12 protein-coding genes are annotated in these 15,414 nt (G+C 69.1%); 6 read left to right on the top strand and 6 right to left on the bottom strand.

All coding sequences use genetic code 11. The annotated features are described in order from the left end of the window. Positions 1 to 14: 14 nt before the first annotated feature. Positions 15 to 1,028, top strand: a complete 1,014-nt coding sequence (locus tag ACFPJ1_RS26790; protein ID WP_380108031.1) for a LacI family DNA-binding transcriptional regulator — start codon at positions 15 to 17, stop codon at positions 1,026 to 1,028. Between the two features lie 9 nt (positions 1,029 to 1,037). Here ACFPJ1_RS26790 and ACFPJ1_RS26785 read toward each other — a convergent pair whose 3' ends face one another. Then, positions 1,038 to 1,871 (bottom strand): hypothetical protein, encoded by an 834-nt coding sequence (locus ACFPJ1_RS26785; protein ID WP_380108030.1) that lies wholly within the window; start codon positions 1,869 to 1,871, stop codon positions 1,038 to 1,040. Beyond that, entirely contained in the window at positions 1,864 to 2,448 is a 585-nt protein-coding gene (locus ACFPJ1_RS26780; RefSeq protein ID WP_380108029.1) for a hypothetical protein, read from the bottom strand. The genes ACFPJ1_RS26785 and ACFPJ1_RS26780 overlap by 8 nt, the downstream gene beginning before the upstream one ends. A 144-nt stretch (positions 2,449 to 2,592) precedes the next feature. Between ACFPJ1_RS26780 and ACFPJ1_RS26775 the strand changes: the two genes are divergently transcribed. Further along, a complete protein-coding gene (locus tag ACFPJ1_RS26775; RefSeq protein WP_380108028.1) occupies positions 2,593 to 5,178 on the top strand; it encodes a DUF3376 domain-containing protein in 2,586 nt (861 codons plus the stop codon). Here ACFPJ1_RS26775 and ACFPJ1_RS26770 read toward each other — a convergent pair. Together ACFPJ1_RS26770 and ACFPJ1_RS26765 are read right to left on the bottom strand one after the other, a co-directional pair. Continuing rightward, positions 5,153 to 5,977, bottom strand: a complete 825-nt coding sequence (locus ACFPJ1_RS26770) for a DUF3097 domain-containing protein (protein ID WP_380108026.1) — start codon at positions 5,975 to 5,977, stop codon at positions 5,153 to 5,155. The two genes, ACFPJ1_RS26775 and ACFPJ1_RS26770, sit on opposite strands and share 26 nt — an antisense overlap. Positions 5,978 to 6,538: 561 nt before the next feature. Continuing rightward, positions 6,539 to 10,753, bottom strand: coding sequence for an nSTAND1 domain-containing NTPase (locus ACFPJ1_RS26765; RefSeq protein WP_380108024.1), 4,215 nt, complete (start codon positions 10,751 to 10,753; stop codon positions 6,539 to 6,541). A gap of 175 nt (positions 10,754 to 10,928) precedes the next feature. On the opposite strand from ACFPJ1_RS26765, the gene ACFPJ1_RS26760 reads away from it, so the two are divergent. Both ACFPJ1_RS26760 and ACFPJ1_RS26755 read left to right on the top strand, forming a co-directional pair. Further along, entirely contained in the window at positions 10,929 to 11,270 is a 342-nt protein-coding gene (locus ACFPJ1_RS26760) for a hypothetical protein (protein WP_380108022.1), read from the top strand. Positions 11,271 to 11,497: 227 nt separating this feature from the next. Further along, complete coding sequence (locus ACFPJ1_RS26755) at positions 11,498 to 11,914, top strand: NUDIX hydrolase (RefSeq protein WP_380108020.1); 417 nt, start codon at positions 11,498 to 11,500, stop codon at positions 11,912 to 11,914. Positions 11,915 to 11,996: 82 nt separating this feature from the next. Here ACFPJ1_RS26755 and ACFPJ1_RS26750 read toward each other — a convergent pair whose 3' ends face one another. Next, complete coding sequence (locus tag ACFPJ1_RS26750) at positions 11,997 to 12,212, bottom strand: hypothetical protein (RefSeq protein WP_380108019.1); 216 nt, start codon at positions 12,210 to 12,212, stop codon at positions 11,997 to 11,999. 271 nt (positions 12,213 to 12,483) lie between these two features. Beyond that, positions 12,484 to 13,374, bottom strand: coding sequence for an MBL fold metallo-hydrolase (locus tag ACFPJ1_RS26745; protein WP_380108017.1), 891 nt, complete (start codon positions 13,372 to 13,374; stop codon positions 12,484 to 12,486). A gap of 288 nt (positions 13,375 to 13,662) precedes the next feature. On the opposite strand from ACFPJ1_RS26745, the gene ACFPJ1_RS26740 reads away from it, so the two are divergent. After that, positions 13,663 to 14,304, top strand: coding sequence for a ThuA domain-containing protein (locus ACFPJ1_RS26740; protein ID WP_380108015.1), 642 nt, complete (start codon positions 13,663 to 13,665; stop codon positions 14,302 to 14,304). Further along, positions 14,289 to 15,392 (top strand): Gfo/Idh/MocA family protein, encoded by a 1,104-nt coding sequence (locus tag ACFPJ1_RS26735; protein ID WP_380108013.1) that lies wholly within the window; start codon positions 14,289 to 14,291, stop codon positions 15,390 to 15,392. Before ACFPJ1_RS26740 ends, ACFPJ1_RS26735 begins: the two co-directional genes overlap by 16 nt. The last annotated feature ends 22 nt before the right edge of the window (positions 15,393 to 15,414 follow it).

The raw sequence follows: 15,414 nt of genomic DNA, 5'->3' as shown, positions 1-15,414 counted from the left end.
GAGGTCCGTTGTCTATGCGAGGTCAGGACAGTGGATCTCCGACGTTGGAGCAGGTGGCCGCCCTCGCCGGGGTTTCGCGGGCGACGGTGTCCCGGGTGGTGAACGGGTCGCCGAAGGTGCTGCCGCAGACGGTGGCCGCGGTGGAGCGGGCGATCGGCGAGCTCGGGTATGTGCCGAACCGCGCGGCCCGCGCGCTGGTGACCCGGCGGACGGACTCGGTGGCGCTGGTGGTTCCGGAGCCCGACAGCCGGGTGTTCTCGGACCCTTTTTTCGCCGGGATCCTGCACGGCGTGAGCATGACCCTGGCTCCCACCTCGTCGCAGTTGGTGCTGCTGATCGAGCCCGCGGAGGGTGACGACCAGCGCCTGTTGCGTTACCTGCGCGGCGGGCACGTCGACGGCGCGATCATCGTCAGCCACCACGGTCGCGACAACGTGCTGCAGGAGCTCGCGCAGTTGCCGCTGCCGATCGTGTTCAGCGCCCGCCCGCTCGGCGTCGAGGTACCGGTGGCGAGCGTCGACGTCGACAACGTCGCCGGAGCCCGTACCGCGGTCGAGTACCTGGTGTCCATCGGGCGGCGCAGGATCGGCACGATCGCCGGGCCGCTCGACATGACCGCCGGGCAGGATCGCCTGACCGGGTACAAGGAGGCCGTCGCCGAGGCGGGAGTGACCGAGGCCGTTGCCTTCGGCGACTTCACCGCGGACGGCGGGGAGCAGGCCGCGACGCAGTTGTTCGACGCACATCCTGACCTCGACGGGGTGTTCGTGGCGAACGACCTGATGGCGACCGCCGCGCTGCGGGTGCTGTCCCAGCTCGGCCGGCGGGTGCCGGACGATGTCGCGGTGGTCGGGTTCGACGACTCGGTGGTGGCGACCACGACCACGCCGAAGCTGACGACCGTGCGGCAGCCGGTGGAACTGCTCGGCGCCCGGCTGGCCGAGATCCTGCTCGCCAAGATCGGCGGCGCCCAGCTGACCAGCCCGGAGATCTTCAACACCGAACTGATCATCCGCGGCTCGGCCTGACGCAGGGGACTAGGGCGGGTCGTTCTCGAACTGGAACTGCACCCGGATCGAGTTGTCCAGCGGTACGACGAGCGTGGTGTTCGACGCATTCCAGTTCTGCGGGACCAGGAACAACCGGTTCTGACCAACCACCAGGAGCCGGAGCCCGCGGTACCGGTAGTGGAAGGTCTGCCCGGATCCCGGCCGGAGCGCGGTCTCCTCGAGCCCGGGCGAGCGGAGTTGCAGTTTCTCCTTGGTGTCGAGGATGACCACCGGGAACTGGTCGAGGTTCTCCGCGTCCGACTTGGCCAGCCCGCGTCCGGAGTACTGGGCGGTGGTCGCGGTCGCCCAGAAGGCGCAGGTGATGGTCACCACCGCGAGCAGCCCGAGCAGGACGACGTGCGGTCTGCGCTGCTCCAGCTTGGTGGTGAGGTACGAGAGGTAGGCGAGCGCGGCCGCCGCCAGCCCGATGACCACCGGTACGACGAGCGCGTAGAACGGCAGGTCACCCAGAAACGGATAGCCGAGCAGGCCGACCACTCCGAGCAGCAGCACGACGATGGCGACCCGGCGGGCACGGATGATGCCTGTCAACGTCGGCTGGATCGCGTTGTGCAGCAGGACTACGGCGACCGCGATCAGGGCGAACACGAGCAACGGAACCAGCAGGGGCTGCGGGCTGCGCATCACGTAGTCCTGGGTGCTCAGACCGATCGTGTCGACGTCGATCCCGAAGTACTCGTACTGCGACCGCGCGGAGACGTAGCCGAAGTAGAACAGCAGGCCGCTGATCAGCGTCACCGGCGCCACGATGCCGGCGGCGAAACTCACCCAGCGTTCGGCCTGGGACCGCTCATCAGCCATTCGACACGAGATCGCCCGGCGCGAACGAGATCTGGCTGCCGGGGGTGTCGCCGGCCAGGCTCTGGCAGTCCGCCTGGGTCTCGCAGGTCGCGGTCACGGCGATGATCAGCTTGGCGGCCCGGTCGCCCCGGGCGACCTGGCGGGCGCCGACGTAGCAGGGCGTGAAGCTGGTCGTCTGCCACGTCACCTCCGTGCACGGCCGCAGATCCGTGTCGCACGCGTCCTGGTAGAGGTCGAAGAGGTCGGTGGGATCCAGGCTCGCCTCACCGAGCTGGATGGTCGTGCCGGCCGGGATCGGGTTGCGGCCCAGCCAGTTGACCTCGGCGCACTGGTCCGCGCCGTCGGTCTGGACGTTGCCGCCGATCGGCGCGGACGCGATCTGGATGGAGGGCTTGTCCCGGGTGGCCTGGGTCGACTCCGGATCGGTCGGCTCCACCGACGGCTCGCCGGTCGACGTCGACGACTCCGACGGCGTCAACGTGGTCCCTGGATCGGCCTCGTCGCTCGACCCGCCGCAACCCACCAACAGCATCAACAGCACCACGCAGATCGGCGCCGCTGTCCGCCACGAATTCATGACGACCACCCCCACCACAGGATGACGCTGCGTGCTGCTCCGGACAACAGTTCGGCTGCCTCTTTGTTCACTCTCCGCTGCGATGACTGTCGGAGCCGGTCACGCCCGTGATATCTGTGATGCCTGACAAGGGGGGCTTTCTGCATGTCCGACCATGAGATCCGGATCGCGCTGGTGCTGAACGGTGGTGTCAGCCTCGCCGTCTGGATGGGCGGTGTCACGCACGAGCTCGACCTGATCCGCCGCGCGTCCGGCTCCGGTACGGCGTCCGCGCAACCGTACGACGAGGTGCTCGCCAAGAGGTGGCGCGAACTCTGCCATCGCGGCGGCGAGCGTCGCCGGGTCGTCGTGGACGTGATCGCCGGGACCAGTGCGGGCGGTCTCAACGGGTCACTCCTCGCGACCGCGATCTCGCACGGCTCGACGCTCGACCCGGACGGCGACCACGGACCGTGGCTGCGGCAGCGCTGGGTCGGCCTCGGCTCGCTCGAGGTCGGCAAGCTGGTGCCGGCCGTCGGCGTGCCGTCCACCTCGGTCCTCGACGGCAAGTACTTCCTGAACGAGCTGAACAACCTGCTGGAGGGTGTCGCCGACGCGGGCAAGTCGGAGGACTCCGAGCCGGTGACGTTGTTCGTGACCGCCTCAGGCCTCGGAGTCCAGCAGTTCGAGGCGAAGGACGCGGCCGGCCAGCGGTTCGTCGTACCGGACCATCGCTACCTGTTCGCCTTCACGAGTGAGAAGGCGGCCGTGTACGACGGCGCGACGCGGAAGTTCTCGGTCTCGGAGAAGAACGGGCTGAAGGACACCAAGTTGCTCGCCCGGGCAGCTCGCGCGTCCGCGTCGTTCCCGGCCGCCTTCGGGCCGGTACTGGAGACGCCGAGGCTGGCCGCGTCGCCGCCGCGGATGCAGCCCGGTCCCTACCAGGCGGACTCCGGCGCGTGGCTCGTCGACGGCGGCGTCCTCGACAACGCGCCGTTCGGCCCGGTGCTCGACGTCGTCGCCCGCCGCCCCGTGACGGGTCGCGCCAGCCGGTACGTCCTGTACGTCGTACCGTCGGCCGGAATCGGGTCCGCCGAGACGCGACTGGTGGATGCGACCGAGCCCAACTGGCGGGTGTCGGCGCTGTCGGCCGTGCAGTTCCCCCGAGAGGTGGACTTCCGGTCCGACGTGGAGCAGCTCGAGCGGTTGCTGCTGGAGGCGGACGCGTCCTGGTCCGACTCGCAGCGCCTCTTCGATCGTTGCGTCGAGCAACCAGTCGAGCGAGGGCGGCTGCGGAAGGCCGCCGAACTGCTGCAACCGGCGTACTCGCGCGGCCGGGCGGCAGGTGGCGTCTGGGAGGCGGTGACGATCGCGACGCACGACCAGTCGACCGTGCTCGACGCCGCCACGGCATTGTCCGAGTCGGAGATCGACGACATCCTCAACACGGACCACCCATGGGTGCCGGGGCCGGACGGCTCGACCGCGCCGCTGCGGACCGATATCGACGAGAACCCCTGCTGGGACTGGGGGACGGGCGCGGGCGAGCGCGTAGTACGGCTCGTACTCCGGTCGCTGCGCACGCGGATCGACAAGGCTCAGCCGGCGGACCGGCCGGAGCTGGAGCGGCGCCTGACGGCGACCAGCGACAGCCTGCAGAAGGTGCTGGCGGTCCGGGACGCCCTGTCCGAGAAGCTCGCCGAGGCGGACCTCGACCTGCAGCCCGCCGGTGGGGCCGAGGCGGTCGCGGTCGCGCTGAACGACATCTTCGAAGCGCTCCAGGTGCGGCGCGCGCTCGGCGACGAACTGGACGCGCTGATCACGGTCGTCGGCTCGGACGTGGTGGAGACCGCGCTCGAGGTGGAGATCGTGTCGCGGTGTACGTCGGCGCGGACTCCGCAGCAGCGCAGTGCTCCGTTCCAGTTCCTGCGGCTGGGACCGGACATCCCGCTGACGTTGCTCGACGACCTGCCGGAGGGGTCGATCGCCAACGACCTGAAGGACCGGATCCTCTACGGGACCCAGGTCGGCCACTTCGGCGCCTTCGGGGCGGCGGACTGGCGGCGCTGGGACTGGCTGATGGGCCGGCTGCACTGCGTCGCCCACCTCGGCGCGATGCTCGGCGCCGACCCGGACTGGATCCGCGAGACCCAGCGGCAGGTGCTCGAGGCCGAGGAGTGGAAGGTCGACAAGGTCGCCGAGCGGGTGCAGCGACTGGCGGTGGACTTCCCGGTGGAGGCCGGGCTGGGCGCGCTGACGACGATGCGGAACGAGCTGAACACCACCAAAGAAGGCATCGCGACGACCAAGGGTCTCGCCGACCGGATGGTCGACGTGTCCGGTGGGTTGAGCCCGCAGGTCGGCGACTGGGTCAAGGCGATGGCGGCCCGGAAGAACGAGCCGGACTCCTGGTTGCTCAAGGTCGCCCGCTGGCTCACCGAACCCGCCCGCTACAGCCTCTGGCATCGGCTGGTGAAGAACGTCGACCTCAAACCGGCGGCCCGGCCGCTGCTGTTCCAGCAGTGGTTGCCGATCGCGTTCGTCGGCGCAGGCGTTCTGCTCCTGGTCGTCGCGGGCGTGGTCGACGCCGCCGGAGTGCGGATCATCGCGTCGCTGCTCGCCGGACTCGTCCTGACCGTCGGAGCCGCTTTGTTCGCTGGTTCGTGGTACGTCCGCCGCCAGCGGCGCCGGATCCGCGCCTGGATCGAGAAGCGGATGCCGCCGATCAGTCCATCGTCACGAAATCGATGAGCTCCTCGACCCGGCCGAGCAACCGCGGGTCCAGGTCGGCGTAGCTCTTCACCTTCGACAGGATGTGCTTCCAGGCCGCGGCCACGTCGGCCTGGTCGGTCGCGGGCCAGCCGAACGTCTGCAGCACGCCCTTCTTCCAGTCCTGTCCGTGCGGGATCCTCGGCCAGGCCGCGATCCCGAGCGAGGACGGCTTCACAGCCTCCCAGATGTCGATGAACGGGTGCCCGACGACGAGCACATGCCGGTTCGTCACCTGCGCCGCGATCTTCGACTCCTTCGACCCGTCGACCAGGTGGTCCACCAGGACACCCAGCCGCCGGCCAGGTCCCGGCTGGAAGCGGTTCACAATCGCGGGAAGGTCGTCGACACCCTCGAGGTACTCCACCACCACGCCCTCGATCCGCAGGTCGTCACCCCAGACCCGCTCCACGAGTTCCGCGTCGTGCCGGCCCTCGACGTAGATGCGGCTGGCGCGGGCGACCTTGGCTCGTACGTTCGAGACCGCCACGGAGCCTGACGCAGTACGGGTGTTCTTGGCCGGCGCCGCCTTCTTGGGCGGCTTCAGGGCGACGGGTTTCCCGTCCACCCAGAACCCGGGGCCGAGTGGGTAGGTGCGGATCTTCCCGTGCCGATCCTCGAGATCGACCACGCCGTGCTCCCACCGCACCACCGCGCCGACGAACCCGGACGACGGCTCCTCGACGACCATGCCCTTCTCCAGCTCGACCTCGACGGTTCGCCCGTTCTTGGGCTTCCGCCAGTCACCAGACAACACGTCATTCCCATACCGATCAGCCACCCCCACACCGTAATCGGCTCACCGTCCCTTCCCGCTCAACCACACACCCCCAACAAGGCCCCTGAGAGGGTGGGTTGCCTGCTCGGATCCGGCGGGGCGGACCCACCGTGGCAGGGGTTGACCCTCGAAGGTGGGGTTTGCGTGCTGGGAGGTGGGTGGGCTAACCACCGTTCGAGGGGTTATCCCCACGCGAAGGGGTGGGGACCGTGGATTCCAGAGTGTGATGCGACAGCGTGGGGCTTGGAGGTGGAGCGGCTGACCGGCGTTTCAGGGGGTGTGGCCGCGGTGGTTCGTGGCATGGGCCGGCAGAGCTGCTCGGGCTACCCCTGAGTTGGGTTGCCTGCTCGGATCCGGCGGGGCTGACCCACCGTGGCAGGGGTTGACCCCCGAAGGTGGGGTTTGCGTACTGGGAGGTGGGTGGGCTCACCACCGTTCGAGGGGTTGTGCCCACGCGAGGGGTGGGGACCGTGGACTCCAGAGTGTGATGCGACAGCGTCGCGGCTTGGAGGTGGAGCGGCTGACCGGCGTTTCAAGGGGAGGCCACGCTGAAATCGGAGAGGGTTAGGGGCAGGTCTTCTCGTACGGGCGGCTGCCGAACGCTTGGGTCCACTCGTCGTGGGTGAGGTTGCGGCCGGCCATCTCGCAGGCGTAGGCGAGGGTCTGTTCGATCCGGGTGTCCCAGCGGTAGGTCCTCCCGTCGTACGCCGCGATCGTGACGATGTCGCTGCCGTCGGTAAAGTGCGGGATGGCGCCGACCGGCTTGTTCTCGGGGGAGATGGAGACCGTACCCAGGAGGTCGAGGGTGTGCGCATCCCAGAGGCTGACTGTGCCGTCCTCGGCTCCCGACACCAGCCGTGACCCGTCGGGGGAGAACTGGACGAACAACCCCTCGTCGCCGTGTCCGACCTTCGCAGCGCGCTTGATCAGACCGCGCTGCACGTCGATCGTGACCACCTCGCCGCTGGCTCCGGTACCGGCTACCAGCTTTCCGTCCGGGGAGAAGGCCGAGTGGTTGAGATCCACGGGCAGATCACCTTCCAGGTCGACCAAGCCCGTGTCCGTGCTGATGATCCGCCAGTGTTCGCCGGACCCGTCCGGGAAGTCCTCGAAGAGCACCGCGGACTGGCCGTCGGCAGAAGTCGCCAGGCAGCAGTCCGCCGGCCACCATACGTCCTGTCCCTCGGGCCAGAGATCGTGGTCGTAGAAGACGATGCCGTTCGTGCTGCCGATCAGGAGGCGCGCGCCGTTGTCGACATAGCTGATCGAGAGGACGTCCAGGTTCTCCTTGAACTCGAGCACCTTGCCGGTCCTGGCGTCCACGGTGGTGATCGCATCGGAGTCGTGGACAGCGAACTTCCGGCCGTCCGGGTGCCAGGCTGCGGGCGACCACGGTCCTGTTTCGAGATCGACGCCGAGACGGATGGGCGTCGTACTGCGTCCGGTGGCTGTGTCGGCGAAGTTCACCCACGAGCCGTTGGCGTCCCGCCACAAGTAGGCGGTCGTCTTGCCGTCAGCAGAGGGGAGGACGTGGAGGTACTGGCGGGCTTCAACGCCGGGCGTCGCACGAAGATAGCGGCGCTGACCGGCCAGGTCGTAGGCTCGCAGGATCCCCTCGTCGCCGGCGGTGTAGAGCGTCCGTCCGTCCGAGCTGAAGGCGACGCCCCAGGACACTTCTGAGGTCTCGATGCTCTCGCGCCGAGTACCTGTGGCCAGATCCCAGATGACGACCTCGCCATCTTGTTCAGCCGCCGCCAACAGTTTGTCGTCCGCGGAGAAGGCGAAGCCGCGGGTGAAACCGAACTGACCGGGCAGCACCTTGAGGGTCCTCCCGGTGCGCGCATCGATCAGTGAAAGGGGCGCACTGTCCAGCCGGTTCAGCCTCAGTTGCTGGACCGCCAGCACATCGCCTGATCTGCTGACCTCGAGCGAGTTGTCCCCGCGCAGTCCGGCGTGTTGCCACTTCTGCTTGCCGGTGGCTACGTCGATCGCAGAGAGCGGCCAGGTGCTGTAGAGGGTGCTGCCGTCGGGACTGAGAGCCACCCCTTGGTGGTCACCTGAGAGCGCGACCTTACGTGGTGCACGACCAGTCGCCCGCAGATCCCAGATCAGCGCGAACGGCGCCCGAGCAGACACATCTGTGTGCAGGCTTGCAGCCAGGTAGCGGCCATCCGCGCTGAAGGAGAGACTGTTGAACCAGGTGTTCGCGGTTCCTGTCTCCCTGGGGATCGTCGGCTGTGGAGTCACCGGTTCCAAGTTGTCGGCGCGCAGCAACTGGATCGGCCATTGCGGATCGTCGAGATGCCACAGGGCGCTGCCCGCGATCGCGGCGACGAATCGGCCGTCCGGGCTGAACCGTGGCCAGGTGTAGATCTGCCGGCCTTCGGGCGCTTCCCCGAAGGTATACGAGTCGAGTACCTGGCCCGACTGAGCGTCGTACACGTGGAAGGTCGAGTTGTCGTCGCCGGCCACTATTCGCCGGCCGTCGGGCGAGAGCTCCAGGTTCTCGGTGCGGCCCAAGGGGGCGGGCATGGATCGGAGGAGGTTGGGGCGTTTGTTGATTGCAGCAAACAGGTTGGCTCGTGTCTCCGGCGAATCCTCCAGCCGGACGCCGTGGGCGGCGAGCAGGATCGAGTGGCTGATGCCCTCGGTCAGTAGTGCGCGGGCCCCGACCTGACGTGCCAGTTCGCTGACCACCGCCTGCTCTGCCCGGTCGGTCTGGCGTACTGCCGCGAAACCGGCGATCAGGGCGCCGACCAGCAGTAAAGCGCCGGCGGCGAGGGCGCCACGAAGCCGCCGGTTGACGCGGACCTGCTGGCGGGTGCGCTCCTCGGCTGCTCTCAGCTCTACTTGCGATGCACGCTTGCTCGCGGCCAGGAACTCCTCTTCGGTTGGCGTCAGCGTTGAGGTCCTGCGTTCCTGCCAGTCCGAGGCCTTCGCCAGCCGCACACCGCGGTACAACTCGTTGTCTGGGCGGCCGAGGCTGTCCCAGGAGTCGGCGGCGACTGCCAGGTGGTGCAGGATCCGCTGACCTTCGAGATCGTCCTCGAGCCAGCCGCGCAGTCGTGGCCAGGCCCGCGCGAGTGACTCGTGGGCGAGCCCGACCACTCCGTCGTCGCTGGTCACCAGTCGCGAACTGACCAGCCGGTCGACCATCGCGTCGTCCTCGGCGCCGGTGATCACGAGCCGTCGCGGCAGCCGGCTGCGGATCGGTTCACCCTCCGGCCCTGGCGTGACCAGGCGCAGCAGCAGGTCATGCAGTACCGGTCGTTGCTCCGGCGGGGTGTGTTCGTAGACCTGCTCGGCCGACTGGGCGACCGCGCCGCGGATCCCGCCCGAGGCGTTGTAGCCGGCCACGGTGAGGGTGCGGCCCTCGCGACGCTGCCAGGTCTCGCCGAGTGCGTGGGACATCAGCGGCAGGGCGCCGGGTTGGTCGGCCACCTCGTTGACGAGCAGGTCGACCAGTCCGGGTTCCACGATCAGCGACGCGAGCCGGGCGGGCTTCTCGATCGCGTCGCGCAGGTCGGTCTCAGTCATCCCGGAGAGCAGGTAGAGGCCGGGCTCGATGGTGCGGGCGAAGACCGGATGGGCAGAGATGTCGGCGATGCGGTCGGCGCGGAAGGACAGGATCAAGGGCGCCACCGCGTGATGAGCGGTCAGCGCGGTCAGAAAGGCGTCGCGCTCAGCTGCATCACCGCACAGGGAGAACACCTCTTCGCACTGGTCGACCACCAGAGCCGGCGCCGAGCCGGTCGTCGGCATGGTCGCGGCCAGCGCCGCGACCGGGTGAACGCCCGGGGTCATCACGACGACGCGCTGCCCGTCTCGTTGCAGGGAGGCCGCGACTCCGGCTCGTACGAGCGAGGACTTGCCACAGCCGGACGGTCCGATGACCGCCAGCACCGAGGCGTCGGTCAGCTTGCGCAGGCAGGCGGCGATGTCGGCGTCGCGGCCGAAGAACGTGTCGGCGTCGTCCAGGTCGTACGCCTTGAGACCCGGGTACGGGCAGACGCGGTCCGGCTCCGGCATGGCGTGCTCGGCCACGAGAGAGGGGTCCTGACGAAGGATCGCCTGCTCCAGCGCGTCGATCTCCGGATTCGGGTCCAGGCCGAGCTCCCGACTCAGTACGGCGCGCAGCCGGTGGATCGTCCGCAGCGCCTCGCTCTGCTGACCCGCCTGGTACTGCGCGGTGGCGAGCAGGATCCACCGGCGTTCGCGGAGTGGCTCTTCGTTCACCAGTGACCGGGCCTTCGCCAGCACCTTGTCGTGCTGTCCTGAACTCAGCGAGGCCTCGACGTACAACTCCTCGGCCGCATGCCGCAGCTCGCCCAGTCGTTCCACTTCGATCCGGGCCATGTCCCAGCCGTCCAGCTCGGTCAGCGGGCGGCCGCGCCACAACGTCAACGCGTCCGCGAGTACCACCGCCGCCCGCTCGGCCTCGTCGGCCGCGAACAGTGCACGGGCGCGACCCATCGCCCGCTCGAACCGCTGGGCGTCGATCTCGTCCAGCGGTACGGCGAGCCGGTAGCCGAGCGGCAACGTCTCGATGGAGTGGACGCCGAGGATCTTGCGAAGCCGGACCACGCAGCCCTGGATGACTTTCGGCCATGACGAAGGGAGCTGCTCGCCCCAGACCACCTCGGCCAGCTCTTCGGAGCTGACCACGTGTCCAGGACGAACGGCCAGTGCTGCGAGCACGACCCGGTCGCGTCGACCGAGAACCTGCGGTTGCCCCTGGTCTCCCTCGATCGTGAGCGGGCCGAGAACGGCGATACTCACGTCTCGACTGTCGGGTACCGCGGACAGTCCGTCAACGGCGGTGATACCGCGGCGATACCGGGACAGACCGGGGCGATACCGCCCGGCGCGACAAAGGGATCAGCAAGCGTCAGGCGTTACCCGGGTCACCACCAGCGATGGCTCCGCCGGACGCGAGAACAGGAGCACCGGGATCATGTCCGCACACACCACCGCAAGGAAGTCTCTGGCAACCCTGGCAGTCGGCGGCGCAGGAACCTGCCTGCTCCTGATGGCGACCACCATGCCTGCAAGCGCGACCGAACCCGCCCGTCCTGCCGAGCCGGCCGCGACCGCGATGTACCCGGACCCACCCAACTACCCGAACTACGCCCCGCAGTACGAGGTCCCCCCGGTCGCCACCAGCCAGGCCGGCGGTGGACTCGACGCCACCTCCATCGCCCTCGGCGGCATCGCCGTCGGCAGCGCAGTCCTGGGCATCGCCCTCATCGCCGGCCACCGCCGCGGCCATTTCGTCGCCCGCCCGACAACCCACTAACCCCCGTACGCCGCCCGCCCCGGGCGGAGGGGCACCGGGGCAGGCGGCGTACGGCCCGACCTCCAACCGCCGATAGCGTCTGCGGAATGACCGCCGAGGACAGCTAGGAACTCACCCGCTGGAAGATCCACGGCGAACGGGTCGTAGACGACACCAGGCGCCTGACCCTCAGCATCGCGTCAGTCGAACTGCCGGACGGCGTCACCTTCGAGCAATACGTGCTCCGGATGCCCAAGGCCGCGATCATGGTCGTGCTCGACGGCCTCGGCAACGTCCTGATGATGTGGCGGCACCGCTTCATCATCGACCGATGGGTCTGGGAACTACCGGGCGGCTACGTCGACCCCGACGAGGACCCAGCGATCACCGCTGCCCGCGAGGTCGAGGAAGAGACCGGCTGGCGCCCACGCGACGTCCGGCCGCTCGGCTCCTTCCAACCAAGCGTCGGCACGACAGATGCCGAGAATCTCCTGTACGTCGCGATGGGCGCGGACCACATCGGCGACCCGGTCGACATCAACGAGGCCGAACGAGTTCGCTGGATCCCGCTCGCGTCGGTCCGCGACCGGATGGCGCGAGGCGAAATCGTCGGCGCCGCCTCACAGGTCGCCCTCCTCCACGTCCTCGCCTACCCGCCGACGTGACCGGCGCTCCCCGACGGAGGAGCGGCGTGCTGGGGTGGGCGGGTGGATGCGCCGACGGAGGAGGGGCGGGCGAGTCGTAGTACTAGGTGGTGGGGGCGGCGTGGGTGGCGGTTGGTTCCCGGATGGGGGAGGTAAGGGTCAGGGCCAGGTAGGCCAGGAAGCCGGCGATCAGGCCTACCACCCAGGAGTAGTCGTAGAGGGGTTGGAGGAAGGGGATCAGGCCGTCTTCGGGGAAGGGGCCGGCGCCGGGGGCCGAGTAGGCGCCGCCGACCGCGAGGACGGAGCCATCCCCATCCACAACGCCGCATAGTTGTACGTCGTCCAGCGGCGTTCGGGTAGTCGCGTCGGGGCGAGTTCGGCATTGCCGTAGGGACTCGCGGTGATGGCGTCCGGATCGCTCAGCTCGACTCGGCCGTCCGGGTGGGTGATCTGGTCAACTGATGGTGCCGTCAGCGTCATGGTCGCCACCTCGTCCGCAGTCGTTTCGGACCAAGGTGCGGGATACGGGACGCTATGTCAACGGATAACCCCGCAGCGTCACAATCGGTACGCGTCGGCGGTTCGGGCGACTACTCCGATTTGCCGGGACCGAGCAGCGGAAGCGTCGGCCTCCGCGGCGTCCCCAGTACTGCGTACCCGCGCCGTACCGCCTGCTCCACGTGCGTCACCGGCCAGGGCCAGTCGTCGGTGTGCGCGAGCGCGGCCTCGAGCGAGGTGCCGTTGTGGTGCAGGCCGGAGATCGTGTTCGCGACGGTGCCGAGGTCGCCGGCCTGGTCCCGCGCGAACTCCGCGTCGACCACCGCGCCGTGCCCGGGGACGACCTTCGAGGTCGCGGTCAGCAGCCCGATCAGCCGGTCGAGCGTGTCCGGCCACTCCAGCGGGAACGAGTCGTCGCCGTACGACGGCGGCGCCGACTCCTCGAGCAGATCGCCCACGAAGTACACGTCGGCATCCGGTACGACGACCACCAGGTCGCCGTCGGTGTGCGCGTTCCCCAGGTGCAGGAGTTCCACCCGGCGGTCGCCCAGGTCGATCACCTTGGCCACCGCGAAGGTGTTGTCGATGGCAACGATCTTGGTCGCCGCGAGACCGGCGATCACCTCGGCGGCAATCTCCGGGTACTGCGGGTCCGGGGCGGGGTTGTCGCGGTAGTGCTGCTGGAGTGCGGGTCCGCGCTCGGCGAGCGCGGCGGCGGCGTTCTCCTGGGCATAGCTGGTGGCGTCGGCGAAGACGCCGTTGCCGAAGGTGTGGTCGAAGTGCGCGTGGGTGTTGACCACCCAGCGGACCGGGGCGTCGGTGAGCTTGCGGATCTCGGCCAGCAGTTCCTCGGCCTGCGCGGTGGTGGCGCGGGTGTCGATCACCAGGGCGCCTTCGGAGCCGACGACGAGGCCGACGTTCAGGTCCCACTCCGGATACCGACGGACCCAGCACCGATCGCCCAGCTCGGCCCATGCGCTCATGCCCCGACCTTAACCGCGCCCCACCAGCCTCTTCCAGCGGGAGAGGGCCGTACACGGTGGTCAGTTGGTGATGGTGTCGCCGCGGCGGAGCAGGTCCTTGGGGATGCCGTCGAGGAGGAGACCGCGGTGGACCCGGCCCGGCGATCACACCGGTAAGCCCTATCCAGTCGTCGGGACGGGACTTGAAGGGCCCGGTCCGGCCGCCTAGGGTCGCCTAGGCGACGGTGATTCATCCGATCTCTGAGATCGCCGGGCTCATCTTCCGGAACGACGCGAAGGGCGGACGGCGTGACGACACGACGGGCACTGGTGGTACGAGGCGGCTGGGACGGGCACAAGCCGGCCGAGGCGACCGAACTGTTCATCCCGTTCCTGCGGGACAACGGCTTCGAGGTCGTGGTCTCCGAGAGCACCGAGAGCTACCTCGACCTGGACGGCACCGACCTGGTGCTGCAGTGCATCAGCATGGGCGAGATCACCAACGAGCAGGTCAAGGGACTCGAGGCCGCGGTGCGCGCGGGCACCGGGCTGGCCGGCTGGCACGGCGGCATCGTCGACTCGTTCCGCAGCAACAGCGACTACAGCTTCATGACCGGCGGCCAGTTCGTCTCGCACCCGGGCGGTTTCGTCGACCACCGGATCGAGGTGGTGGCCGACGACCCGATCGTCGAGGGCATCACCGGTTTCGACCTGCACACCGAGCAGTACTACGTGCACGCGGACCCGACCAACAACGTGCTCGCGACCACCACCTTCCGGGCGCACCCGGACTTCCCGTGGATCGAGGGCGCGACGATGCCGGCCGTCTGGACCCGCACCTGGGGTACGGGCAAGGTGTTCGTCTGTACGCCGGGCCACAGCCTCGAGGACCTGGACGTGCCCGAGGTCCGCACCATCATCGAACGGGGACTGCTGTGGGCGAGCAAGTGACCAACATCGGCATCGTCGGCACCGGTGTCATCAGCGGCACCTACCTCGACCACCTCGCCAAGCTGCCCGGCGTCGACGTGGTCGCGGTCGCCGACCTGGACCTCAGCCGGGCCCAGGCGATCGCCGACCAGCACCAGGGCATCCGGGCGCTGTCATCCGAGGACCTGCTGGCCGACCCCGAGGTCGACATCGTCCTCAACCTGACCATTCCCGCGGCCCACGCCTCGGTGAATCAGGCCGCCCTGCAGGCGGGCAAGCACGTGTACGGCGAGAAGCCGCTCGCGGTTGATCGTGCCGAGGCTGAGCCGCTCCTGAAGCTCGCGGCCGCCGGCAACCTCCGGATCGGCTGCGCTCCGGACACTGTGCTCGGCACGGGGACCCAGACCGCACGAGCCGCCCTCGACCGGGGCGACATCGGCGTACCGACCGCTGCGACGGCTTCGTTCGTCACGCCTGGGCACGAGCTGTGGCACCCGGCTCCTGAGTTCTACTACCAGCCCGGTGGCGGTCCGCTGCTCGACATGGGCCCGTACTACGTCAGCAGCCTGGTGACGCTGCTCGGACCGGTACGCCGGGTCACTGGGCGGGCTGGGCGTGCTCATGAGCAGCGGAAGGTCCACACCGGTCCGCGAGCAGGGGAGACCTTCCCTGTGGAGGTGCCGACCCACGTGACCGGCATCCTCGAGCACGAGTCGGGTGCGCTGACGACGGTGCTGATGAGCTTCGACGTGTGGGCCGCGCGACTGCCGCGGATCGAGGTGCACGGGACCGAGGGCAGTCTGTCGGTGCCAGACCCGAACAACTTCGACGGCAAGGTGGAGATCGCCACCGCGACCGCCCGTGACTGGACGGAACTCCCGGTAGCCGGCGGCTACGCGGGGGCTGGCCGGGGCGTCGGTGTGGCCGACATGGCGCGCGCGATCCGGACCGGTGGCGACCACCGGGCCAACGGAGCCCTCGCGTACCACGTGCTCGACGTACTGGAGTCGCTGCTCGAGGCGGCCGCCCAGGATCAGCCCGTGGACGTGGCGAGCACGGTCGACCGCCCGGCCGCCGTACCGTTGGGGGCGTCTCCCGAGTCGGCCTGAGACGACTCCTGCGCGCGTCTGA

Origin of the sequence: Kribbella qitaiheensis (genome assembly GCF_042657745.1) — a bacterium.
Lineage (GTDB): Bacteria > Actinomycetota > Actinomycetes > Propionibacteriales > Kribbellaceae > Kribbella > Kribbella qitaiheensis.
The sequence above is the reverse complement of the archived record's forward strand: the minus strand, read 5'-3'. Positions and strand labels throughout refer to the sequence as shown.

Excerpts from the sequence above, each read along its gene's own strand:
- ACFPJ1_RS26785 (WP_380108030.1), bottom strand. The coding sequence starts at position 1,871 with ATGGCTGATGAGCGGTCCCAGGCCGAACGCTGGGTGAGTTTCGCCGCC.
- ACFPJ1_RS26760 (WP_380108022.1), top strand. The coding sequence starts at position 10,929 with ATGTCCGCACACACCACCGCAAGGAAGTCTCTGGCAACCCTGGCAGTC.
- ACFPJ1_RS26780 (WP_380108029.1), bottom strand. The coding sequence starts at position 2,448 with ATGAATTCGTGGCGGACAGCGGCGCCGATCTGCGTGGTGCTGTTGATG.
- ACFPJ1_RS26790 (WP_380108031.1), top strand. The coding sequence starts at position 15 with ATGCGAGGTCAGGACAGTGGATCTCCGACGTTGGAGCAGGTGGCCGCC.
- ACFPJ1_RS26775 (WP_380108028.1), top strand. The coding sequence starts at position 2,593 with ATGTCCGACCATGAGATCCGGATCGCGCTGGTGCTGAACGGTGGTGTC.
- ACFPJ1_RS26755 (WP_380108020.1), top strand. The coding sequence starts at position 11,498 with ATGCCCAAGGCCGCGATCATGGTCGTGCTCGACGGCCTCGGCAACGTC.
- ACFPJ1_RS26745 (WP_380108017.1), bottom strand. The coding sequence starts at position 13,374 with ATGAGCGCATGGGCCGAGCTGGGCGATCGGTGCTGGGTCCGTCGGTAT.